The sequence below is a fragment of the Arenimonas sp. SCN 70-307 genome, assembly GCF_001724815.1.
GTDB lineage: Bacteria > Pseudomonadota > Gammaproteobacteria > Xanthomonadales > Xanthomonadaceae > Arenimonas.
Genome location: NZ_MEDO01000013.1, coordinates 44,797 through 63,221 on the forward strand (window position 1 = coordinate 44,797; position 18,425 = coordinate 63,221).

Consider the following 18,425-nt stretch of genomic DNA (forward strand, 5'->3'; position numbering starts at 1 on the left):
GATGCCTGCGCCGCCGCAGCAGCCAGGCAAAAAGTCGTCACGGCTCGTTCGTGCGCAGACGCAGCGCGTTGATCACCACCGAGACCGAGCTCAGGCTCATGGCCAAGGCCGCGATCATCGGGCTGAGCAGCAGGCCGAACATCGGATAGAGCACGCCGGCCGCAATCGGCACGCCCAGCGCGTTGTAGAGGAAGGCAAAGCCCAGGTTTTGCTTCATGTTGGCCACCGTGGCCTCGGAGATCTGCCGGGCCCGGACGATGCCGCGCAGGTCGCCCTTGACCAGGGTCACCTGGCCACTGTTCATCGCCACGTCCGTGCCCGTGCCCATCGCGATACCGACATCGGCCAGGGCCAGCGCCGGGGCATCGTTGATGCCATCGCCCGCCATCGCCACGCGTCGGCCTTGGGCTTTGAGATTCGCCACCAGGTCGGCCTTGTCTTGAGGCCGCACTTCGCCATGCACCTCGGTGATGCCCAGGGCCTGGGCCACCGCTTGGGCCGTCGTTTCGCCATCGCCCGTGGCCATGATCAGCCGCAGACCGGCGGCGCGCAGTTGGGCGAGCGCCTCGGGCGTGGATTCCTTGATGGGATCGGACACCGCCAGCAGGCCGGCGATGCGGCCATCAACCGCCAAGAACATCACACTGGCGCCCTCGGCCCGCAGCCGCTCGGCGGCGCCCTGCAGGACGGTCACCTCCACCCCTTCTTCGGCCATCAGGGTCCGGTTGCCCAGCGCCAGCGCCCGGCCATCGACGCGGCCGCGCACGCCAATGCCGCTGGCCGACTCGAACGCGTCCGGAACCGACAGCGCCAAGCCGCGGTCGCGGGCTTCGGTCACGATGGCCGCGGCGAGGGGATGCTCGCTGCCCTGGTCGAGGCTGGCGGCCAATCGCAGGACTTCGGCGGGACTGAAACCCGGCAAGGCGGCCGTGTCCCGATAGCGCGGCCGTCCTTCGGTCAGGGTGCCGGTCTTGTCGACGATCAGGGTATCGATCTTGCGCAGGTTCTCGATCGCCTCGGCATCACGGAACAAGACGCCGCCGCTGGCAGCGCGTCCCGTGGCCACCATGATCGACATCGGTGTCGCCAGGCCCAAGGCGCAGGGGCAGGCGATGATCAGCACCGCCACGGCATTGAGCACGCCATACACCCACGACGGCTCGGGGCCGAACAAGCCCCAGACCAGCAGGGTCGCCAAGGCGATCGCCAACACCGCCAGCACGAACCAGAACGACACCGTGTCGGCCATGCGCTGCATGGGCGCCCGCGAGCGCTGGGCGTTGGCGACCAATTGCACGATCTGGCTGAGCACCGTGTCGGCGCCGACCTTGTCGGCCACGATCACCAGGCTGCCGGTCGTGTTCTGGGTCGCGCCGATGACCCGGTCGCCCGGGTTCTTGCCCACCGGCATGGGTTCACCCGTGAGCATGGACTCGTCCACGCTCGAGCGTCCCGCCACCACCTCGCCGTCGGTCGGCACGGTCTCACCCGGGCGCACCCGCAGGCGGTCCCCGACGTGAACGTGGCTCAGGGGAATGTCTTCCTCGCCGCCGTCGGCGTTGATGCGACGGGCGGTCTTGGGCGCCAGCCGCAGCAGCGCCTTGATGGCCGCCGAGGTCTGCGAACGTGCCTTGAGCTCGAGCAGCTGGCCCAGCAAAGTCAGGGACACGATGACCGCCGCCGCTTCGAAGTAGACCCCGACGCGACCGTGCTCCTGGAACGAGGCGGGGAACCAGCCCGGCACGATGGTGGCCGCGACGCTGTAGCCGTACGCGGCCGCCACGCCGGTCCCGATCAGCGTCCACATGTTCAGGTTCCGGGTGCGGACGGAAGCGAGCCCGCGCACGAAGAACGGCCAGCCGGCCCACAACACCACCGGCGTCGCGAGCGCCAACTCAAGCCAGCTGCGCGTGGTCGCGTCCATGCCATCCCATTGGTGGCCGAACATGGCGAGGGTCAGCACCATGAGTGTGGCGGGCAAGGTGCTCCAGAAGCGGCGGGTGAAGTCAGCCAGCTCCGGGTTCTCGTCTTCCTCTAACGAGGGCAGCATCGGCTCGAGCGCCATGCCGCACTTGGGGCAGGTGCCCGGTCCGTCCTGGACGATCTCCGGGTGCATCGGGCAGGTGTAGCGAGCGCCCGGCACGGCCGCGACCGGCGAGACCGGCGTTGGCGTCATCCCTTCTTTCGGCGCATCGGGCGCCAGATAGCGTGCCGGGTCGGCCAGGAACTTCTGGCGACAGCGCTCCGAGCAAAAGTGGTAGCGGGTGTCCGCGTGCAGCACGAACAGCGGGCCGGCGACGAACATGCCGCAAACCGGATCGCGGGGCTGCTCGGTAGGCGTCGTTGCCGACGGCGGGGGATGGCTGGCGTGGGTGGTCATGAGGGCGACTCCGGTCAATGACCGTGTTGGCTAAAGGGCGTGCTGCTGCCGTCTTTGCCAATCAGGTACACGGTGTAGGGGCGCGGCGGACCCGGCATGCCGGGGGAGCCGATCGGCATGCCCGGGGCGGACAGGCCGCGGGCGTCGGGACGCTCGGCCAGCAGTCGGTGGATGTCCTCGGCCGGCACATGGCCTTCGATGAAGTAACCGGCCACCTGCGCCGTATGGCAGGAGCCCTTGCCCGCAGGAACGCCCACCGTCCGCTTGATGGCGTCCATGTCGCGATTCACGACCACGCTCACCGGGAAGCCGGCGCCCTCGACATGCCGGGCCCACAAGCTGCAGCACTCACAGTAGGGGTCCTTGTGCATCGTGATCGGCGGCAACGCCGTGGGGCGCTCGGCGACATGGGGCGCGGAGGTGTCATCCGCCCGCATTGGCGTCACGCTCGCAGCCGGAGTCGCCACCACGTGGGGGCCGAAGGCTTCCGGCGGCGGGTCCTTGCGGCCCTCGCACGAGGCGAGGGCCAGCGGCAGCGCCACGGTGGTCAAGATCGAAGTAAACCGGCGCATGGCGACCTCCTAGTGATGATCGCCTGGCGCTTTCGTGCGCGAGGACCAGTGGATGTGGACGATCTTCCAGCCCGCGTCCGAGCGCTGGACGAGCATGGTTTCGGTGCTGAGCACCGTGACCGGCTGGCCGTCCTTGCTCAGGTGCAGTTCGCTCTCGCTGGCCACCCAGGCCAGATCGCCGCTGACCTGCGCGGTGCGACGCAGTAACTGGATATGGGCGGTCTTGAGGAAGGCCGCGTCGCCCTTGGCATGGCCGCCCAGGTACTCGGCGGCCGAGCGTTCGGCGCCGCCGCTCTCCAGGATCAGCACGTTCGGGTCGAGCTCGGCGCCGGCGGCGTCGAGCTGGCCCGCGACCAGCGCGGTGGAGAACCGTTCGACGGCGGCGACGGCGGGCTGCGCCTGCGCCGGAATGTTCAGCACCGGACCGGCGGGAGCCTGGGTGGTGGACGTGTCGTGGGCGTGGGGCGGGGTGGCCGGGCCATCGGCAAAGGCGGGGCTACCGGCGGCGGCGAGGGAAAAGACAGCAAGGGTGGCAATACGCTTCATGGTGGTGGGTCCTGTCAGAGAGGGGTCAGTGGTCATGCGGCGGCGAGCCGGCATCGTCGTGCGGCGGCGCGGGCGTGTCGTGGTCGTGGGGCGGCGCACCGGCATCGTCGTGCGGTGCGGGCGCGGGCGCCGGGGCATCGTGAGCGTGGGGCGCCGAGCCGGTGTCGTCGTGCGCCGCCGGGGCCGCCTCGCCGTGATGGTCGCCGCTGCCGCTGTTCATGCCTTCCATCGCCGGCATCGTGTCGTCGTGCGGCATGCTCTCGCCGCCGCCATGGTCATGGCCGCCACTGCTGGCCACCAGGGCCTGGTATTGCTCGGGCGACATCGTCGGCATCCGTTGCAGGAAGGCGACCATGTTCCAGATGTACTCGTCCGACATGCTCTTGCCCCAGGCAGGCATGCCCGAGGCCTTGATGCCGTGCTTGATGACCCAGAACGCGCGGGCGGGATCGGGCGCCCCCAGCTGGGTCAGGTTTGGCGGCGCGGGATACAGGCCTTGGCTGAGCTCGGTGGGGGCCATGCCCGGCGCGAGGTGGCAGGTGGTGCACATGGCGGCGTAGTTGCCCGCACCGGATTTGAGCTGGGCCGCCTCCCCCAGTGCGGGCACGGTGACGTCGTGGGCGCGTACGGCGATGGCGCGGTCCCGCGCCGTTTCGATCAGCTTGAAGACGACCGCCGAGTGCGGTTCATCGGCGCCGGGGTGCACGGCGCCAAAGTAGATGCCGCCGGCCACAGCCGCAGCACCGAAACCCACGAGAATCAAACCACTCTTGATAAGGGACATTTGCGGATCTCCTGGTTAGCGGGGGCGACGGGGCGGGTTGCCGAACGCGGGATCGTTGCTGACGCGCCGGGCGACGGAGCCGGCAGGATTGCGGTACCAGCCCGGGTCGCTGAAATCGCCCGGCGCCAGGTCATCGCGCACCTTGACCACGGTGAACATGCCGCCCATCTCGATGTTTCCGAACGGGCCCTTGCCGGCCATCATCGCCAACGTGTTTGGGGGGCCGGCCATGCCGCCATCGGTATGGTCCTGGTGCTCGCCCATGCCGTCTTCGCCCATGGCCATGTAGCCCGGGAGCATCTGGCGGATCTTCGCCTCCACGCCGCGCTGGTCCACCCCGATGGTGTTCGGGATGTCATGTCCCATCGGTCCCATCGTGTGGTGCGACATATGGCAGTGGAACGCCCAGTCGCCCGGCACCGCGGTGAACTCGATATCGCGCATCTGGCCAACCCCGACGATTTCGGTGACCTCCGTGCGCCATTGCGAGCGCGGCAAGCGGCCACCGTCGCCGCCCGTAATGTGGAACTGCACGCCGTGCAGGTGGATCGGATGGTTCCACATGCTCAGGTTGCCGATACGAATGCGCACCCGCTCACCGGTGCGCGCTACGATTGGCTCAATCGCTGGAAAGACCTTGGAGTTAAACGTCCACAAGTCGAAGTCCTGCATGATCGCCGGGTCCGGGCGACGGGTGCCCGGGTGCAGCGCGAAGTTGTGCAGCAGGAAGGCGTAGTCGCGATCGATCGGCACCGTCTCGCCGCGCTTGGGGTGGATGATCAACAGGCCCATCATGCCCATCGCCATCTGCACCATTTCGTCGGCATGCGGGTGGTACATGTGGGTGCCGTGCTGCTGGAGCGTGAACTCGTAGGCGAAGGTCTCGCCAGGCTTGATCTGCGGCTGGTTCAGGCCGCCCACGCCGTCCATGCCGCTGGGCAGGATCAGGCCATGCCAATGGATGGTGGTGGCTTCGCGCAAGCGGTTGGTCACGAAGATGCGGATCCGGTCCCCTTCGGTCGCCTCGATGGTCGGCCCCGGCGTGGAGCCGTTGTAGCCCCAGCAGATCGCCTTGGAACCGGGCGCGAACTCGTGCTCGAACTCCTCGGCGACCAGGTGGAACTCCTTGACGCCGCCGTTCATGCGGTAGGGCAGGGTCCAGCCGTTGAGCGTGCGTACCTTGCCGGCTCGCGGGCGGGAGACGGGCGGCGCCTCCGCCGGCGCAGCGGGCTCTTTCATCTGGCTCATGTCGTGGCCCTGGCTCTGGGCGCGGGCCATGCCGGTCGCGGCCGTCGTGACCAGACCGGCCCCGGCGCCCAGCAGGATGTCGCGTCGTGTGATCTTCATGGGGTGTCTCCGTGGGCGCTGTGGTCGGGTGGGGTGTCGTCCTCGGTTTCCTTCTCATCGTCGGTCGGCGATGCGGGGGACGCCGGCGGCGCACCGTGTTGGGAGTGATCCACCGGTGTCGGCGTCGCCGCGGGCGGTGTTGCGGGCATGTCCATGCCGCCGTGGTCCATGCCGTCCATCGCGTCGGCGGGGGCCGCCGGCGCATCCGGCGTCGCTGGCATGTCCATACCGCTGTGGTCCATACCCTCCATCGCACCGGCAGGCGCAGCGGGCATCGACGACATGTCGTGGCCGCTATGGTCCATGCCCGGCATCGCCTCCTCGGCGGACGGCGTCAGGATGTCCTGCACGCTGGGGGTGCGCTCCCCGATGGCGGCATCGCTAGGCAGGCGCTGGCCCACGGCCCGCATCAACTCCACACGCGCCAACCAGTAATCGCGCACGGCCTCGAGGTAGCTCTCGTAGGCGTTGTATTCCTGCACCTTGGCCTGGATCAGCTCGAACACGCCGATGAGCATGAAGTTCTGCTCCTGCTGGCTGCGCTCGACCACCTTTTCGCGCTGCGGAATCAGGGCGTCGCGGTGGATCGCCACCACTTGGCTCAGTTCGCGAACCTGTTCGGCTCCCAGGCGCACCGCGTTGTCGACGCCGAGCTCTGCCGTGGCCACCCGGGCACGGGCCCGGGCCAGCAGGGCTTCGGCCCGCGCCAGCTTGGCTTGGCCCTGGTTGAAAATGGGGAGTTCCAGGTCCAGCGTCGGGCCGCGAAGGCGCGAGCCGTCGGCATCGCGTTCGCGCTCGTAGCCGATCTCGCTGCCGCCCAGCCAGCGCAGCTTGCGCGTAACGCCCAGCGCATCGACCAGGATATCGGCCTGCTGGCGGGCCGCGAGCAATTCCAGGCTGGACGTGCGCGCCAGTTCCGCCAACTGCTGGGGGTCGTCTTCGGCGCTCACCGGCATGGGCAAGCGATCGCTGGTCGCCCAGGCCGCATCTTCGCCGCTGAGGCCCAGCAGGGTGTTGAGGGCGAGACGGGCCCGGCCGGCATCGGCACGGGCCCGGGCAGCGATGATGCGCGCCTCGCTGGCGGCGGCCTGTTCCTGCTTGAGCTGCAGCTCGCTGATATTGCCAGCATCAAAGAAGCGTTGCGCCAGCTCGGCCGCGGCATCGGCGCCGCCGGCCACCGCGGTGCGCATATCCGCGACTTGCTGGGCACCCACATAGGTGTACCAGGCGGCTTCCACGTCGGCCGCCACGTTCAGGACCGCGCCGGCGATCTCGAGCTTGGCGCGCTCGTACTCGGCGCGGGCCAGGCGGGTGCGCACCGGCAACACCAGCAGGTCGGCCAGCGGTAGGGTCAGCCCCGCCAGGCGGTTGTAGCCGCTGCCCGGGTCCAGATAGGACCGGGAGAGCGAGAGGGTGGGGTTGGCCACCTGCACGGCCTCGAGCACGTCGGCCCGGGCCAGGCCCAGCCGCGCATATTCTTGCTGGAGGCGGGGACTGCGCAGCATGGCAACCCGCACCGCCGCCTCCGCGGTCATCGGCGCACCGAGCCACTGGTCGATGGCCTGGCGTTCTGGGGGCGGTTGGCCCACCGCGGACCACTCGACCTGCGGGCCACGTCGTTCGGCCAGCAGGGCATTGATGTCGGTGTCACCGGGGCGCGAGGCCAGAGAAGCACAGCCGGTCAGGGCCACGCTCAGAGCCACGGTCAGCGCGGCCGGGCGGAAACGTACAGTCATGGGAAACCCTCCAAGGCACCCGCGGCGACAGGCCACGGGCAACACGACCCGGATGCCGGGTCGAGCGAATGGGGCGGATCAAGATCCGCCGGGAGGGCTTAGGCGATCGGAGGTCGGATGGCCGGCGCCGAGGGCGCGGCCGGGACCGACGCCAGGCGGCCCAATTGGGCCACCCAGCGATAGGGGGAAACCGCCCACGGGGCGTCGGTGATCACGACGACCGGCGCATGATGCAGGCAGCTGCAGGTCCAGGTCCCGCCGTCACAACAATCCAGCGGCGAGTCAGGGCTGGGCACGACGGGCGTCACGGCGGCCTCGTCATGGCACGACGCCATGTCGCCGTCGGCCATCGAATGCCCCGCCGCCGCCATGTCCTGGTCCACCTCCGCGCTCTGGTGCGCGGCATGATCGACCGCGGACGCGACCGACGGCAGCCCGGCGTTGGCGATCAACGCCAAAGCGAGCAGCAGGTGGCCGACGGTGCGCAGCAGGGACATGGCCGGAGTCTACACCCAGAAAAAAGCGATGGGATACACCCCAGAACTGGGGAAGATGCGGTCTAGACCGCCATTGGAGCCAAAAAGTTCCCCGGGCGGAGCGGTTCGCCGATGTTCCCCGGCCCGCGTGGGGCCGAAGGAACGGGTTACCCGGCTTGGGAAGTTTTACCGCGCAGGGACGTCGTTCAGGGCGACGCCGCCATCGCCTCGCAGGCTTGTGCGCACTCCCGGCAGGCGCGCACGCACGCCTCCATGCCGTCCAGACCGTCGCAGCTGGCAGCACAATCGCGGCAGATCTGCGCGCACACACGGCAGAACTCGGCGTGATACGGCGAGTGGTTGATCATCAGTGCGGCAGCGGCCCGACACGCCTCGGCGCAGTCGATCATCAGGCGGAAATGGTCCGGCGCCACGTGCTCACCACCTTTCTCCAAGCAGGTGGTCAGGGCGGTGTGCTGGCAGTGCTGATAGCAGTCCAGGCAGCTGCGGATACAGGCCTGCATTTCGGAGGATACGTGTTGCATGGGGGGGGCTCCTTAACGATGGGTCAGGGGGACGGGTCCTGGATCAGACGACCCGTATTGCAGATCAAGCAAGTTCAGTGCCAAGCCCGGCCCCTTGCGAGAAGGCACTGTATTGGCATTCTGTGGGGTCACGCCGTGCAGATTGCCCACCCCGCGCCGCGATGACCGCGCAAGTTGCCCGCTCCATCGGCCCTACACACAGTTCGCATTTCAGGCGAGAGCGTGTCGGCGAGGAAAACGCCGCCCACGCCTGCATCGAAGGGGGATATCGCAAAGCAGGGCGCGGCACGGGACAGGAAAATCACCAACCGAGGGCGCACCTGTTGCCAACCGAGGGCGGCCCTTCATGGGACAGGATCACGGTAGGCAAGCAGACGCAACGCATTCGCTACTACGAGGAGAGTCGACCCTTCGTGGAAGAGGACAGCGACGCCCATCTTCATGCCCAAAATGGTCGCCGGAATCAGGATAGCCACCATGCCGAGGCTGGCCCACAAGTTCTGACGGATGATGCGCCGGGTTTGCCGGCTCAGCCCGACAACAAATGGCAAGTGCTCCAGTTTGTCGCCCATCAGCGCGACGTCCGCCGTCTCCAGCGCGACGTCGGAGCCCGCGGCACCCATCGCGATGCCGACCGACGCGCTGGCCAGGGCGGGGGCATCGTTGACCCCATCCCCCACCATGGCGACCTCGCCTTCGGCGCGCAGCGCCTGGATCGCCTTGACCTTGTCCTCGGGCATGAGGTCGCCATAGGCCCGGTCGATGCCCACGCTGGCGGCGATCGCATCGGCGACGCGTTGGTTGTCGCCGGAGAGCATCACCAGTCGGGTCATGCCGAGCTCACGCAGTCGGGCCATCACCGCCTTGGCAGCTTCTCGCGGCGTGTCCATCAAGCCGACCGCGCCCAGATACCGGTTTCCCTGTCGTACGACGAACACCGTCCGGCCTTGATGCTCCATGTCCAGCACCCGGGTTTTGAGGACGGCGGGTACCGCTGCACCGCCGACTTCATCGAACAGGCTCTTCTTGCCCAGATGTACGGTCTCGCCGGCGACGATCGCCTTCAGGCCGCGGCCGGTGAGACTTTCGAGATCGGTCGCCACCGGGACCGGATGCGCGCCTAGTCGAACCAGGCCATCGCGCACCACGGCGGCGGCCAAGGGATGGTCACTCAGGCGCTCCACGGCAATTGCGACGCTCAACAGTTCTTGCGTCGTTACGCCATCCGCCGGGACAACGCCCGTCACCTGTGGCCGGCCTTCGGTCAACGTGCCGGTCTTGTCGAACGCCAGGGCGTGCAGGACGCCCAGCCGCTCCAGCGGTCCGCCGCCCTTGATCAGCACGCCGCCCCGCGCCGCCCGCGCCACGCCGCTGAGCACGGCGCTGGGCGTGGAAATGGCCAAGGCACAGGGACTGGCCGCGACCAGCACCGCCATCGCGCGATACAAGGTCGCGCTGAACGGCTCGTCTACCACCAATCCAGCAAACAGGAGCAGTCCCACCAGCACCAGCACCGCCGGAACGAAGACCTTCTGGAACCGATCCGTGAACAGCTGCGTGGGTGATTTCTGGTTTTCCGCCGAGCGCACCAGCTCGACGACTCGGGCCAGCGTGCTCTGGCTGGCAAGACGGGTCACTTCGATCTCGAGGACCTTGCCTTGATTGATCGTGCCGGCGAAGACGCGATGCTCGGGGCCGACCGCGTCAGGGTGTTGCCTGGCCTTGGCCACGTCCGCGACTGGCCGCTTATCTGCCGGCACGCTCTCACCCGTGATGGCGGCCTGATCGATGCTGCTCTCGCCGAGGACGACGAACCCGTCCGCCGCTACCCGCTCATCGGGTTTGACCACCACGACGTCGCCAATGACCAGGCTGTCCACGGCCACTGGGACGAGTTTCTCGCCGCGGCGCACCAGCGCCGTTTCCGGCCGCAGTTCCGCCAGGGCCTCGATCGCGCGACGGGCCCGGCCCATCGCGTAGTTCTCAAGCGCGTGCCCCAAGCTAAAGAGGAACAGCAGCAGCGCCCCCTCGGCCCATTGGCCCAGCACCGCCGCGCCGGCGGCTGCGACGATCATCAGGGAATCGATCTTCAGCTCACGGTGCTGCAAATTGTCGATCGCTTCACGGACCGTGAAGAATCCGCCGGCCGCATACGCCAGCAAGAAAAGGATGAATGGGCCCGTGGCGCCGTCGCCCTGTGTTCGACCCCAGGCCCAGCCGGCCAGTAGGAAGGCGCCGGAGGCCAGGGAGAACATGATTTCGGCGCGGCCGGCCCAGGGCCCTCCGCCGCCATGGTCGTGGATGTGTCCAGCTCTTGCGGCTGGGGGTGGCGTCGTATCGCTCATGCGGCATTCCTCAATGGGGAGCCTGCCGGCGCGCCCCGATGGAGCGCGCCGGCCCGGTTGCCTTCGGTATGCTCTTCTAGCCCGGCACATCCGCCCGGTCGATCAGCAGCACATCGTCGATGGGACTGGTGAAGATCCACCCGGCGTTGAGCTGCCCGGTGCGACCGTGCTGCCGGATCAACGCAATGATGGCGTCGACTCGCTCGTCCTCGCAGAACACATCGAGCTGGATCTCCTGGGTGACCCGTTCTCCCAACTCCACGGAATAATCCTGTTCGCGGGCGCTGGAGGCCCGCAGCAGGCCGCGGGCCTGGACCACGCTCAGCCGTCGCTCACCGGCGGCCTCCAAGGCATGCACGATGTCGCTCATCCGATGGGCGTGCAGCAGGGCGGTGATGCGCTTCATGGGGTTACCTCCGGGTTCTTGCGTTCGGCGCGGGTTTCCAGCCACTCGTAGAGCACGGGCAGCAGGAACAGGGTCAGCAGGGTGGCGCTGAGCAGGCCGCCCACCACCACGGTGGCCAGCGGGCGCTGGGTCTCGGCACCCACGCCGCTGGAGATCAGCATGGGGACCAGGCCAAGGATCGCCACGCTGGCGGTCATCAGCACCGGGCGCAGGCGCAGGGCGGTGCCTTGCAGGACCGCCTCACGCACCGAGATCCCCCGTTCGCGCTGCTCGTTGAGGAAGCTCACGAGCACGATGCCATTGAGCATGGCCACGCCGAACACCGCGATAAACCCGATGGCCGAGGGCACCGACAGGTACTGGCCGGTCAGGAACAGGGCCAGCAGGCCGCCAATGGTCGCGAACGGCACGTTGGCCAGGATCAGGGCCGCGAATTTGATCGAGTTGAACGCGGTGTAGAGCAGCACGAAGATGAAGAAGATCGTGATCGGCACGATCAGGCTCAGCATGGCCAACGCCCGCTGCTGGTTCTCGAACGCGCCGCCCCACTCGATCCAATAGCCCGGCGGCAGGTCCACCTGCGCCTTGATCGCCGCGGTGGCGTCAGCCACGAAGCCGTCGACGTCCCGACCCCGTACGTCCATCTGGATCACAGCGTAGCGTTGAAGCTGCTCACGTCGGACGAACGAATAGCCCTCGGCCACGGACACGGTGGCCACCTCGGACAGGGGGACCAGCGCGCCCGAAGCGGCTTTGAGCGGGATCCGTCGCAGCGCTTCGACCGAACTGCGCGTGCTGTCATCGAGCCGCACGGAGATGTCGAACCGCCGCACGCCGTCCAGCAGGACGCTGACCGGCTCGCCGCCCAGACCATTGCGCACGATGGTCAGCACCTCCTCGGCGTTCATGCCGTGCCGAGCCAGTTCCGCTCGGTCGACTTCGATGCGGATTTGCGGCTTGCCGACGTTAGCCTCGAGCGCGAGGTCTGCGACGCCATCGATACCCGCCAGCACCGTCTTGAGCTGTCCGCTGAGTCGATCTAGCTCAGCCAGGTCTTCTCCGTAGAGCTTGAGTGCCAGAGTGGCACGCACACCCGAGATCAACTCCTCCACGCGCATCTGGATCGGCTGGGTGTAGCCGGGCACCACATTGGGCACGACTTCCTCCAGCGTCTCCTGCATGGCCTCCTCAAGCTGCTTGATCGAGCGCCCGGTGGTCCAGTCCTCTTCGGGCGTCAGTGCGGTGTAGATCTCCATGTAGTTGACGTCGGCGGTCTCGCCTTTTTCCGCGCGACCGATCATGGCCAGTGTCGTTTCGACCTCGGGGAACTTCTTGAAGGCCTCGGCGATGACGTTGCTGGTGCGAATCGACTCATCCAGGGACGTCGAGGGAATGCCCGTCACCCGCCACATGATCGAGCCTTCCTGCAGCTGGGGCATGAACTCCTTGCCCAGGAACGGGAACAGCCCCAGGGCCAGCACGAGCGCCACCGAGGCCGTGATCACCACGGCGCGCTTGGCGGATAGGGCGCGCTCGAGCAGCGGGCGGTAGCGCCGCTTGAGAAAGGCGACCAGGCGCGTGTCCTTCTCTTCCTTGGGCTTGAGGATCATCGCCGCCAGCACTGGGATCAGCGTCAGGCTGAGCAACATCGAGCCGGCCATCGCGAACGCGATGGTGAAGGCCATGGGCTTGAACAGCTTGCCCTCAAGGCCCTCGAGGTTGAACAGCGGCAGGAACACCACGATAATGATCAGGATGGCGAATGAGATGGGGTTGGCCACTTCCTTGGCCGCCGCCAGCACTGCCGAGGTCCGATCTACCTTCTCGCCGTGAGCGTGGCGCTCGGCCATGATGCGATAGGCGTTCTCCACCATTACGACGGCGCCGTCCACCATCATGCCGATGCCAATCGCCAGGCCGGCCAGGGACATGAGGTTGGCCGATAGCCCGAACTGGCCCATGCCGATAAAGGCCATCAGCATCGCCAGCGGCAGGGTCACGATCACCACCAGCGCCGAGCGCAACTCGCCCAGGAACAGGAACAACACGATGGCCACGAGGATCGAGCCTTCGATCAGGGCACGGGTTGCGGTGCCCACTGCCTTGTTGACCAGGTCAGTGCGCTCGTAGATCGGACGCACCACCATGCCCTCGGGCAAAGCGTCCTGGACGGTCGCGAGCTTGGCCTTGACGGCCTCCACCACGTCCTTGGCGTTCTCGCCGATGCGAGCCAGGGCCATGCCCAGCACGACTTCCTCGCCATCACGGGTCACCGCGCCAAATCGCGGCGCCGGCGACTCGATGATCCGGGCGACGTCGCGCAGGTACACCGGCACGCCGTCCTCGGACTTGAGCACGATCGCGCCGATGTCCTCGGTCGAGGACAGCAGGCCCAGGCCGCGCACCAGGTATTGCTCGCGACCCACGTCCATCACGTTGCCGCCGACCTGGCCATTGTTGGCGGGCAGGGCCGCAATCACATCGCCGAAGCCCAAGCCCCGGGCATAGAGCCGCTGCGGATCGATCCGGACCTGGTACTCGCGCTCGCCGCCGCCCCAGGAACTGACGTCGTCCACGCCCGGCGCCGTACGCAGGATCAGGCGGACCGTCCACTCCTGCCAAGTGCGCAGGTCCATGTCGGTGACCTGGTCCTTGCTCACCCCGGGGGCGCGCTCGACGGTGTACCAGAACACTTGGCCCAAGCCCGAGCTGTTCGGGCCCATGCTGGGCTTTCCGTAACCCTCCGGCAGGCGGTCGCCGATCTCCTGCAATCGCTCATTGACCAGCTGGCGAGCGAAGTAGATCTCCATGTCGTCCTCGAAGTAGACCGACACGTAGGACAGACCAAACAGGCTCACCGAACGGATTTCCTGCACCTTGGGCAGACCCGCCAACGCCGACTCCACGGGCGTGGTGAGCAGCAACTCGACGTCCTCGGCCGCCAGGCCCGGCGATTCGGTGTAGATGTTCACCTGGGCCGGGGTCACGTCCGGGAACGCGTCGATGGGCACATCGCGCACGGCACGCAGGCCCAGGAAGGCCACGACGGCAAAGATGATCAGAACCAGGAACTTGTAGCGCAGGGAGAGCTCCACCAGGCGGTTCAGCATGGCGCACCTCCGCCGTCTACGACGCGGGCGTCAATGACCATGACCTTCTCCCAGTTGCGCCTTGAGCATCTGCGCCTTGAGCACATACGCGCCCTCCACGACTACCCGATCGCCCACGGACAAGCCATCGGCGATGACGGTGTGGTCGCCGATGACCGGACCGGGTCGGACCGCCACTGGCGCCAAAGCGCCGTCGGTCTCCTTGAAGACCACCTTCTCGCCCTCCAACTGCACCAGCGCGGGGGTCGGCACCGCCAGTTGCGGGTCGCTGCCACCGCCGGCGTCGAGGTAGACCTCGACGTAGTCCCCGCCGTGCAGGCGATCGCCCTCATTCGCAACCTCAATCCGAACCAGCGCGGTGCGGGTGTTCTCGGAGGTGCGGTGGGCGCGCTGCACCACTTTGCCAGGCAGTCGCACCTGGCCCAGCACCACCTGCGCGGTGCTGTCGATGGCGATACGCCGGGCCTGCTCGGCCGGCAGCGTGGCATCGACCCACACGACGGGGTTCAGCCGAGATACGCGTAAAAATGCCCCACAGAACTCAAATAATTCTTTCGGTGCAATGACTTAGCCGATATTTATCTTCTCGGCCGGTTGCGCCAGAAGATCGAGCGTCGGGCACGGTGCGCCTGTCACCACGTGGCGACACTCCTCCACCAAATGCTCAAGGTCGACTTCCAATTGTCGTAGCTCATCCAGACGCCGCCGTACCTCGGCCAATTTCTGTTCGGTCAGCCGCCGAGTCTGCTCGCAAGCGCGTTGGCCTTTGACCTCCAACAGCCCCGCTATCTCGTCGAGACTGAATCCCATCGCCTGTGCTCTGCGAATGAACTGAAGTCGGCCGACTTCGTTGAGGCTGTACCGGCGGACGCTGCCCATTGGGCGCTCAGGCTCCGGCAGCAGGCCTCGCCGCTGGTAATAACGGACCGTTTCGACGTGCACGCCAGCGGCCGCGGCCAGCCGGCTGATCGTCATTGCGCTAGCAGCCATCGACTTGACTCCGTACTTAGGTACGGAGATTACCATGCGGTCATGGCACAACGTCCTGCCCAGTCCTCGTTGCCCGCCCTCTTGGGCGCCGCCGTCGCGGCCATTGGCGCGTCCGTGTGTTGTGTCGTGCCCCTGGTGCTGGTCCTGTTGGGCATCAGCGGTGCCTGGATCGCCAATCTCACTGCCCTGGACGCGTGGCGTCCGTGGTTCAGCGCGGCCACGTTGGTGTGCCTGGGCTGGGCGTTCTGGATGCTCTATGGCCCGGCCTCGCGCTGTCGCATTGACGGCGCCTGCGTCGATCCCTCGCGATTGCGACGCCGCCGGCGCGGGCTATGGATCGCCACCGGCCTGATCGCTCTGCTGCTGCTCTTTCCTTACTACATCGGCTGGTTCCTGTAGGAGTCCCACATGCGCAAGATTCTTCTCAGTTTGGTATTCACGGCATGGATGGGCCTGGCTTGGGCGGCTACTCCAAAGCGGGTCGTCCTGCAGGTGGAAAACATGACCTGCCCGGCGTGCAGCATCACGATCGAAAAGGCATTGGATACAGTGCCGGGCGTGACGGCGAAGCGTATTGACACCCGAGCCGCCACCGTGACGGTGGCATTCGATGCCGAGCGCACCAACGCGGCCGCCATCGCGAAGGCCATCACCGACGCCGGTTTTCCAGCCACTGCAAAGGCGAAAGCGAACGGTGGCTGAGGTGCAGTTGCAAAGCACGCTCACGTGCCCGACATGCGGGCACCAGGCGACCGAAACCATGCCCACTACGGCGTGCCAATTCTTTTACGAGTGCTCGGCCTGCCACACGCTCCTGCGCCCGAAAACAGGCGATTGCTGCGTGTTCTGTTCCTACGGCACGGTACCGTGCCCGCCCATCCAGCAACATAGTCCCTGCTGTGGCAGTACCGGTTGACCCACGCTACGCCGCCAGGGCCAGCTCGATTTCGTACGGTTCCGGAAGCGCGTCCACGTCGATCAGGTAATCGCCGAACCGCTTCACGTGGCTGGTCACGTAGGGACTGAGCGCCGCCACGTCCTCCGGGGTGATCTTCCAACCCGCTCGCATCAGCGTCTTGATGATGCGGGTCTGTTCGACCACGTTATGAAAGATGACGGCGTTGGCGACCAGGTCGTTGTACTTGACCGCCTTCTCCTGTTCGAGCGGGTCGTTATCGGCGATCACACCCTCTCCGCCGAAGAAGAAATACTTCGAAAACCCATTATAGGCTTCGACCTTGTTGGTGGAGGCCGTGATCTGTTCGCGTAGCTCGCGATCGGAAATGTATTGCAGCAGGAACAACGTGCGCACCGCAGCACCGAGTGCCCGGAAGGCCTGGTACAGGCGGTTCTTGCGGCTGTAGTTGCCCAGCTTGCGCAGCAGCGTCGAGGCCGCGATCTTGCCGGACTTGATCGATAGCACGACCTGCATCAGATCCTTCCAGTGGGTCTCGATCAGGTCCCAGTCCACATCTTCCCGGAACAGCGCATCGATGTGCTCGTAGCGGCTGTCCTCGTCCGGACGGAAGAACCGGTAGTCGCGCCAGTTGCGGATGCGCGGCATCAGCTGGATGCCCAGCAAGTGCGACAGCCCGAATACCGGCAGCGACTGACCCTGGGTATCGGCATGGACGGTGTCGGGTTGGATGTCGGAGGTGTTCTTCAGCAGCCCGTCGATGATGTACACCGCTTCCCAGACGCCGCACGGGATGAAGTGACTGAAGAGCGCCACGTAGGTGTCGGACACATGGTGATAGGCAATGCCGCCGTAGCCGCCATAACGGATGTGGTACGACGCCAGCAGGTTCTGGTCGTACAGGTCGTACTTGGTGCCGTCGGCCGCGGCGCGCTTGCCATCGCCCCAGAATTTGGGAAGCTGCAGGCCGGCGTAACTGTTGATGATGTCGCGGCAGGCCGCTGCCAGCTTGTTCGCATCCACGTGACGGCGATTGACGAACGACAGCATGTGCGCCGACGCAGCGCCTCGCAGATGCCGTGCGGCCTGGGCCGGGCCGAGGTTGCAACCATAGGTAAACGCCGTCAGCACGTAGCGTTCGGTGGGCTGGTCGATCTTGGTGTCGGACCCGGACAGCGGTCCGAAATGCCGCGGCCAGCGGGTCCAGTGCGCCACGTCACAGAGGATCTCGATGACACTGCGCTCGCGCAGGCGGTCGAGGATCGCGGTCTCCAGGGCGCGAGCGCCGCTGCTCATGTCCTTGGCCTTGTGGCGCTTGAGCACCGGAAACCCGTCGTCGCCGATGATCACCTGGCCGTTCTCCAGGTAACCCTGATCCGTCAGGTCCGCGACTTGCATCAGCTTGGACTGCAAGGCATTGACGAATCCCACCGCGGAGGCCGGTAAACCCACTTGGCGACAGTAGTCGTCCAGCAACGGCTCGCACTGCTCCCAGGGCAGCAACTGCTCGCGGTAATCGGCGTAGGTTTCCGAACCGCGCACGGCCACGTCGCCGGATTTCAGTTCGTTGGCCAGTGAGGAGAACACGCACACCTCGAACAGGCGGCGGTGGATGCGTTCCTCGCCCTGCTCGGTGCGGTGGGTGATGGTCTTTCGCCAGAGCTGGGTCGTGAACGCCAGATCGACCGGTTCGTCCAGCCAGTCGCCGCGGGCACGCTCCTGCGACAGGATCAGCTCGATCGCGTCGATCAACGAACGGTCTTCGGTGGTGGATTCCAGGTCCAGCATGCGCACCATGCGCAGGATGGTGGCGCGGTGGCTCTTGTAGAACGGCCACAGCAGCGGCAGGTGGTTGTCGCCGCTGTGGGCGGCGATGGCATCGCAGTCAGCCTGCAGGGTCTGGACGCCCCCGCGCGTGCTGACCAGGCGGCGAATCTCCCGTCCTGCGTCGGTGTCGCCCGGGTGACGGTCGAGCACCTGGATCACATCCGACATCGTGGCGACGATGGCCTCGGTCTTCTCGCGGTAGCGCGCACGCAGCCGCTCCAGTTCCTCCTTGCCGCGGTTGTGGAGATTGCCCATGCGTTTGATGAACATCTCAGCTAGGTCGTCGCGGGTCTGCACCCGGGCGCGATGGATCAGGCACAGCAGCAGCGCGTGTCGTTTGGCCGGGCCGAAATCGCGCAACTCGGCAGCGTCCAGTACCCGGGCTTCGGCGGCGAAGTGCTTGCGCTTGAGTTCCGGCACGTCCGCCAGGTGCCGTTCGCTGCCG

The 18,425-nt window shown here is 66.8% G+C and carries 17 protein-coding genes; 3 read left to right on the plus strand and 14 right to left on the minus strand.

All coding sequences use genetic code 11. The features are described from left to right. Positions 1 to 37: 37 nt before the first annotated feature. From ABS41_RS06205 to ABS41_RS06265, 13 genes are all read right to left on the minus strand, one after another. Positions 38 to 2,305: a heavy metal translocating P-type ATPase gene (locus tag ABS41_RS06205; protein ID WP_290592022.1), complete on the minus strand. Its 2,268-nt coding sequence runs from the start codon at positions 2,303 to 2,305 to the stop codon at positions 38 to 40. Between the two features lie 89 nt (positions 2,306 to 2,394). Next, entirely contained in the window at positions 2,395 to 2,952 is a 558-nt protein-coding gene (locus tag ABS41_RS06210) for a DUF411 domain-containing protein (protein ID WP_290591989.1), read from the minus strand. Positions 2,953 to 2,961: 9 nt separating this feature from the next. Next, the gene (locus tag ABS41_RS06215; RefSeq protein WP_290591991.1) at positions 2,962 to 3,498 is read right to left on the minus strand and encodes a nuclear transport factor 2 family protein; all 537 of its coding nucleotides are present in this window, start codon (positions 3,496 to 3,498) and stop codon (positions 2,962 to 2,964) included. A gap of 25 nt (positions 3,499 to 3,523) precedes the next feature. Continuing rightward, positions 3,524 to 4,282 carry a cytochrome c gene (locus ABS41_RS06220; protein ID WP_290591993.1) on the minus strand — a complete coding sequence of 253 codons (759 nt, stop codon included), beginning with the start codon at positions 4,280 to 4,282 and terminating at the stop codon, positions 3,524 to 3,526. Positions 4,283 to 4,297: 15 nt separating this feature from the next. Next, the gene (locus tag ABS41_RS06225; protein WP_290591995.1) at positions 4,298 to 5,629 is read right to left on the minus strand and encodes a copper oxidase; all 1,332 of its coding nucleotides are present in this window, start codon (positions 5,627 to 5,629) and stop codon (positions 4,298 to 4,300) included. Next, entirely contained in the window at positions 5,626 to 7,365 is a 1,740-nt protein-coding gene (locus ABS41_RS06230) for a TolC family protein (RefSeq protein ID WP_290591997.1), read from the minus strand. Before ABS41_RS06230 ends, ABS41_RS06225 begins: the two co-directional genes overlap by 4 nt. Before the next feature lie 98 nt (positions 7,366 to 7,463). Next, on the minus strand, positions 7,464 to 7,862 hold the full coding sequence (locus tag ABS41_RS06235) for a CopL family metal-binding regulatory protein (protein ID WP_290591999.1): 399 nt from the start codon (positions 7,860 to 7,862) through the stop codon (positions 7,464 to 7,466). 185 nt (positions 7,863 to 8,047) lie between these two features. Further along, on the minus strand, positions 8,048 to 8,386 hold the full coding sequence (locus ABS41_RS06240; protein ID WP_290592001.1) for a four-helix bundle copper-binding protein: 339 nt from the start codon (positions 8,384 to 8,386) through the stop codon (positions 8,048 to 8,050). Positions 8,387 to 8,730: 344 nt separating this feature from the next. Further along, complete coding sequence (locus ABS41_RS06245) at positions 8,731 to 10,731, minus strand: heavy metal translocating P-type ATPase (protein ID WP_290592003.1); 2,001 nt, start codon at positions 10,729 to 10,731, stop codon at positions 8,731 to 8,733. Positions 10,732 to 10,807: 76 nt separating this feature from the next. After that, positions 10,808 to 11,137 (minus strand): P-II family nitrogen regulator, encoded by a 330-nt coding sequence (locus ABS41_RS06250; RefSeq protein WP_290592005.1) that lies wholly within the window; start codon positions 11,135 to 11,137, stop codon positions 10,808 to 10,810. Continuing rightward, positions 11,134 to 14,247, minus strand: a complete 3,114-nt coding sequence (locus tag ABS41_RS06255) for a CusA/CzcA family heavy metal efflux RND transporter (RefSeq protein WP_290592007.1) — start codon at positions 14,245 to 14,247, stop codon at positions 11,134 to 11,136. The genes ABS41_RS06250 and ABS41_RS06255 overlap by 4 nt, the downstream gene beginning before the upstream one ends. A gap of 30 nt (positions 14,248 to 14,277) precedes the next feature. Then, a complete protein-coding gene (locus ABS41_RS06260) occupies positions 14,278 to 14,811 on the minus strand; it encodes an efflux RND transporter periplasmic adaptor subunit (protein ID WP_343123826.1) in 534 nt (177 codons plus the stop codon). A 3-nt stretch (positions 14,812 to 14,814) separates the two neighbouring features. Further along, positions 14,815 to 15,273: a MerR family transcriptional regulator gene (locus ABS41_RS06265; RefSeq protein ID WP_290592009.1), complete on the minus strand. Its 459-nt coding sequence runs from the start codon at positions 15,271 to 15,273 to the stop codon at positions 14,815 to 14,817. A 6-nt stretch (positions 15,274 to 15,279) separates the two neighbouring features. Here ABS41_RS06265 and ABS41_RS06270 point away from each other — a divergent pair, with 6 nt between their 5' ends. Genes ABS41_RS06270 through ABS41_RS06280 form a run of 3 tightly spaced genes read left to right on the plus strand, consistent with a single transcriptional unit; the run spans position 15,280 to position 16,153 of the window. Continuing rightward, positions 15,280 to 15,636: a mercuric transporter MerT family protein gene (locus ABS41_RS06270; protein ID WP_231693832.1), complete on the plus strand. Its 357-nt coding sequence runs from the start codon at positions 15,280 to 15,282 to the stop codon at positions 15,634 to 15,636. Between the two features lie 9 nt (positions 15,637 to 15,645). Further along, positions 15,646 to 15,939 (plus strand): cation transporter, encoded by a 294-nt coding sequence (locus ABS41_RS06275; RefSeq protein ID WP_231693833.1) that lies wholly within the window; start codon positions 15,646 to 15,648, stop codon positions 15,937 to 15,939. Next, positions 15,932 to 16,153 (plus strand): GDCCVxC domain-containing (seleno)protein, encoded by a 222-nt coding sequence (locus ABS41_RS06280; protein ID WP_096209250.1) that lies wholly within the window; start codon positions 15,932 to 15,934, stop codon positions 16,151 to 16,153. The genes ABS41_RS06275 and ABS41_RS06280 overlap by 8 nt, the downstream gene beginning before the upstream one ends. A 6-nt stretch (positions 16,154 to 16,159) precedes the next feature. Here the strand turns inward: ABS41_RS06280 and ABS41_RS06285 are convergent. After that, positions 16,160 to 18,425 (minus strand): Tn3 family transposase (locus tag ABS41_RS06285; protein ID WP_290592018.1); only part of this gene is annotated, 2,266 nt, incomplete at its 5' end.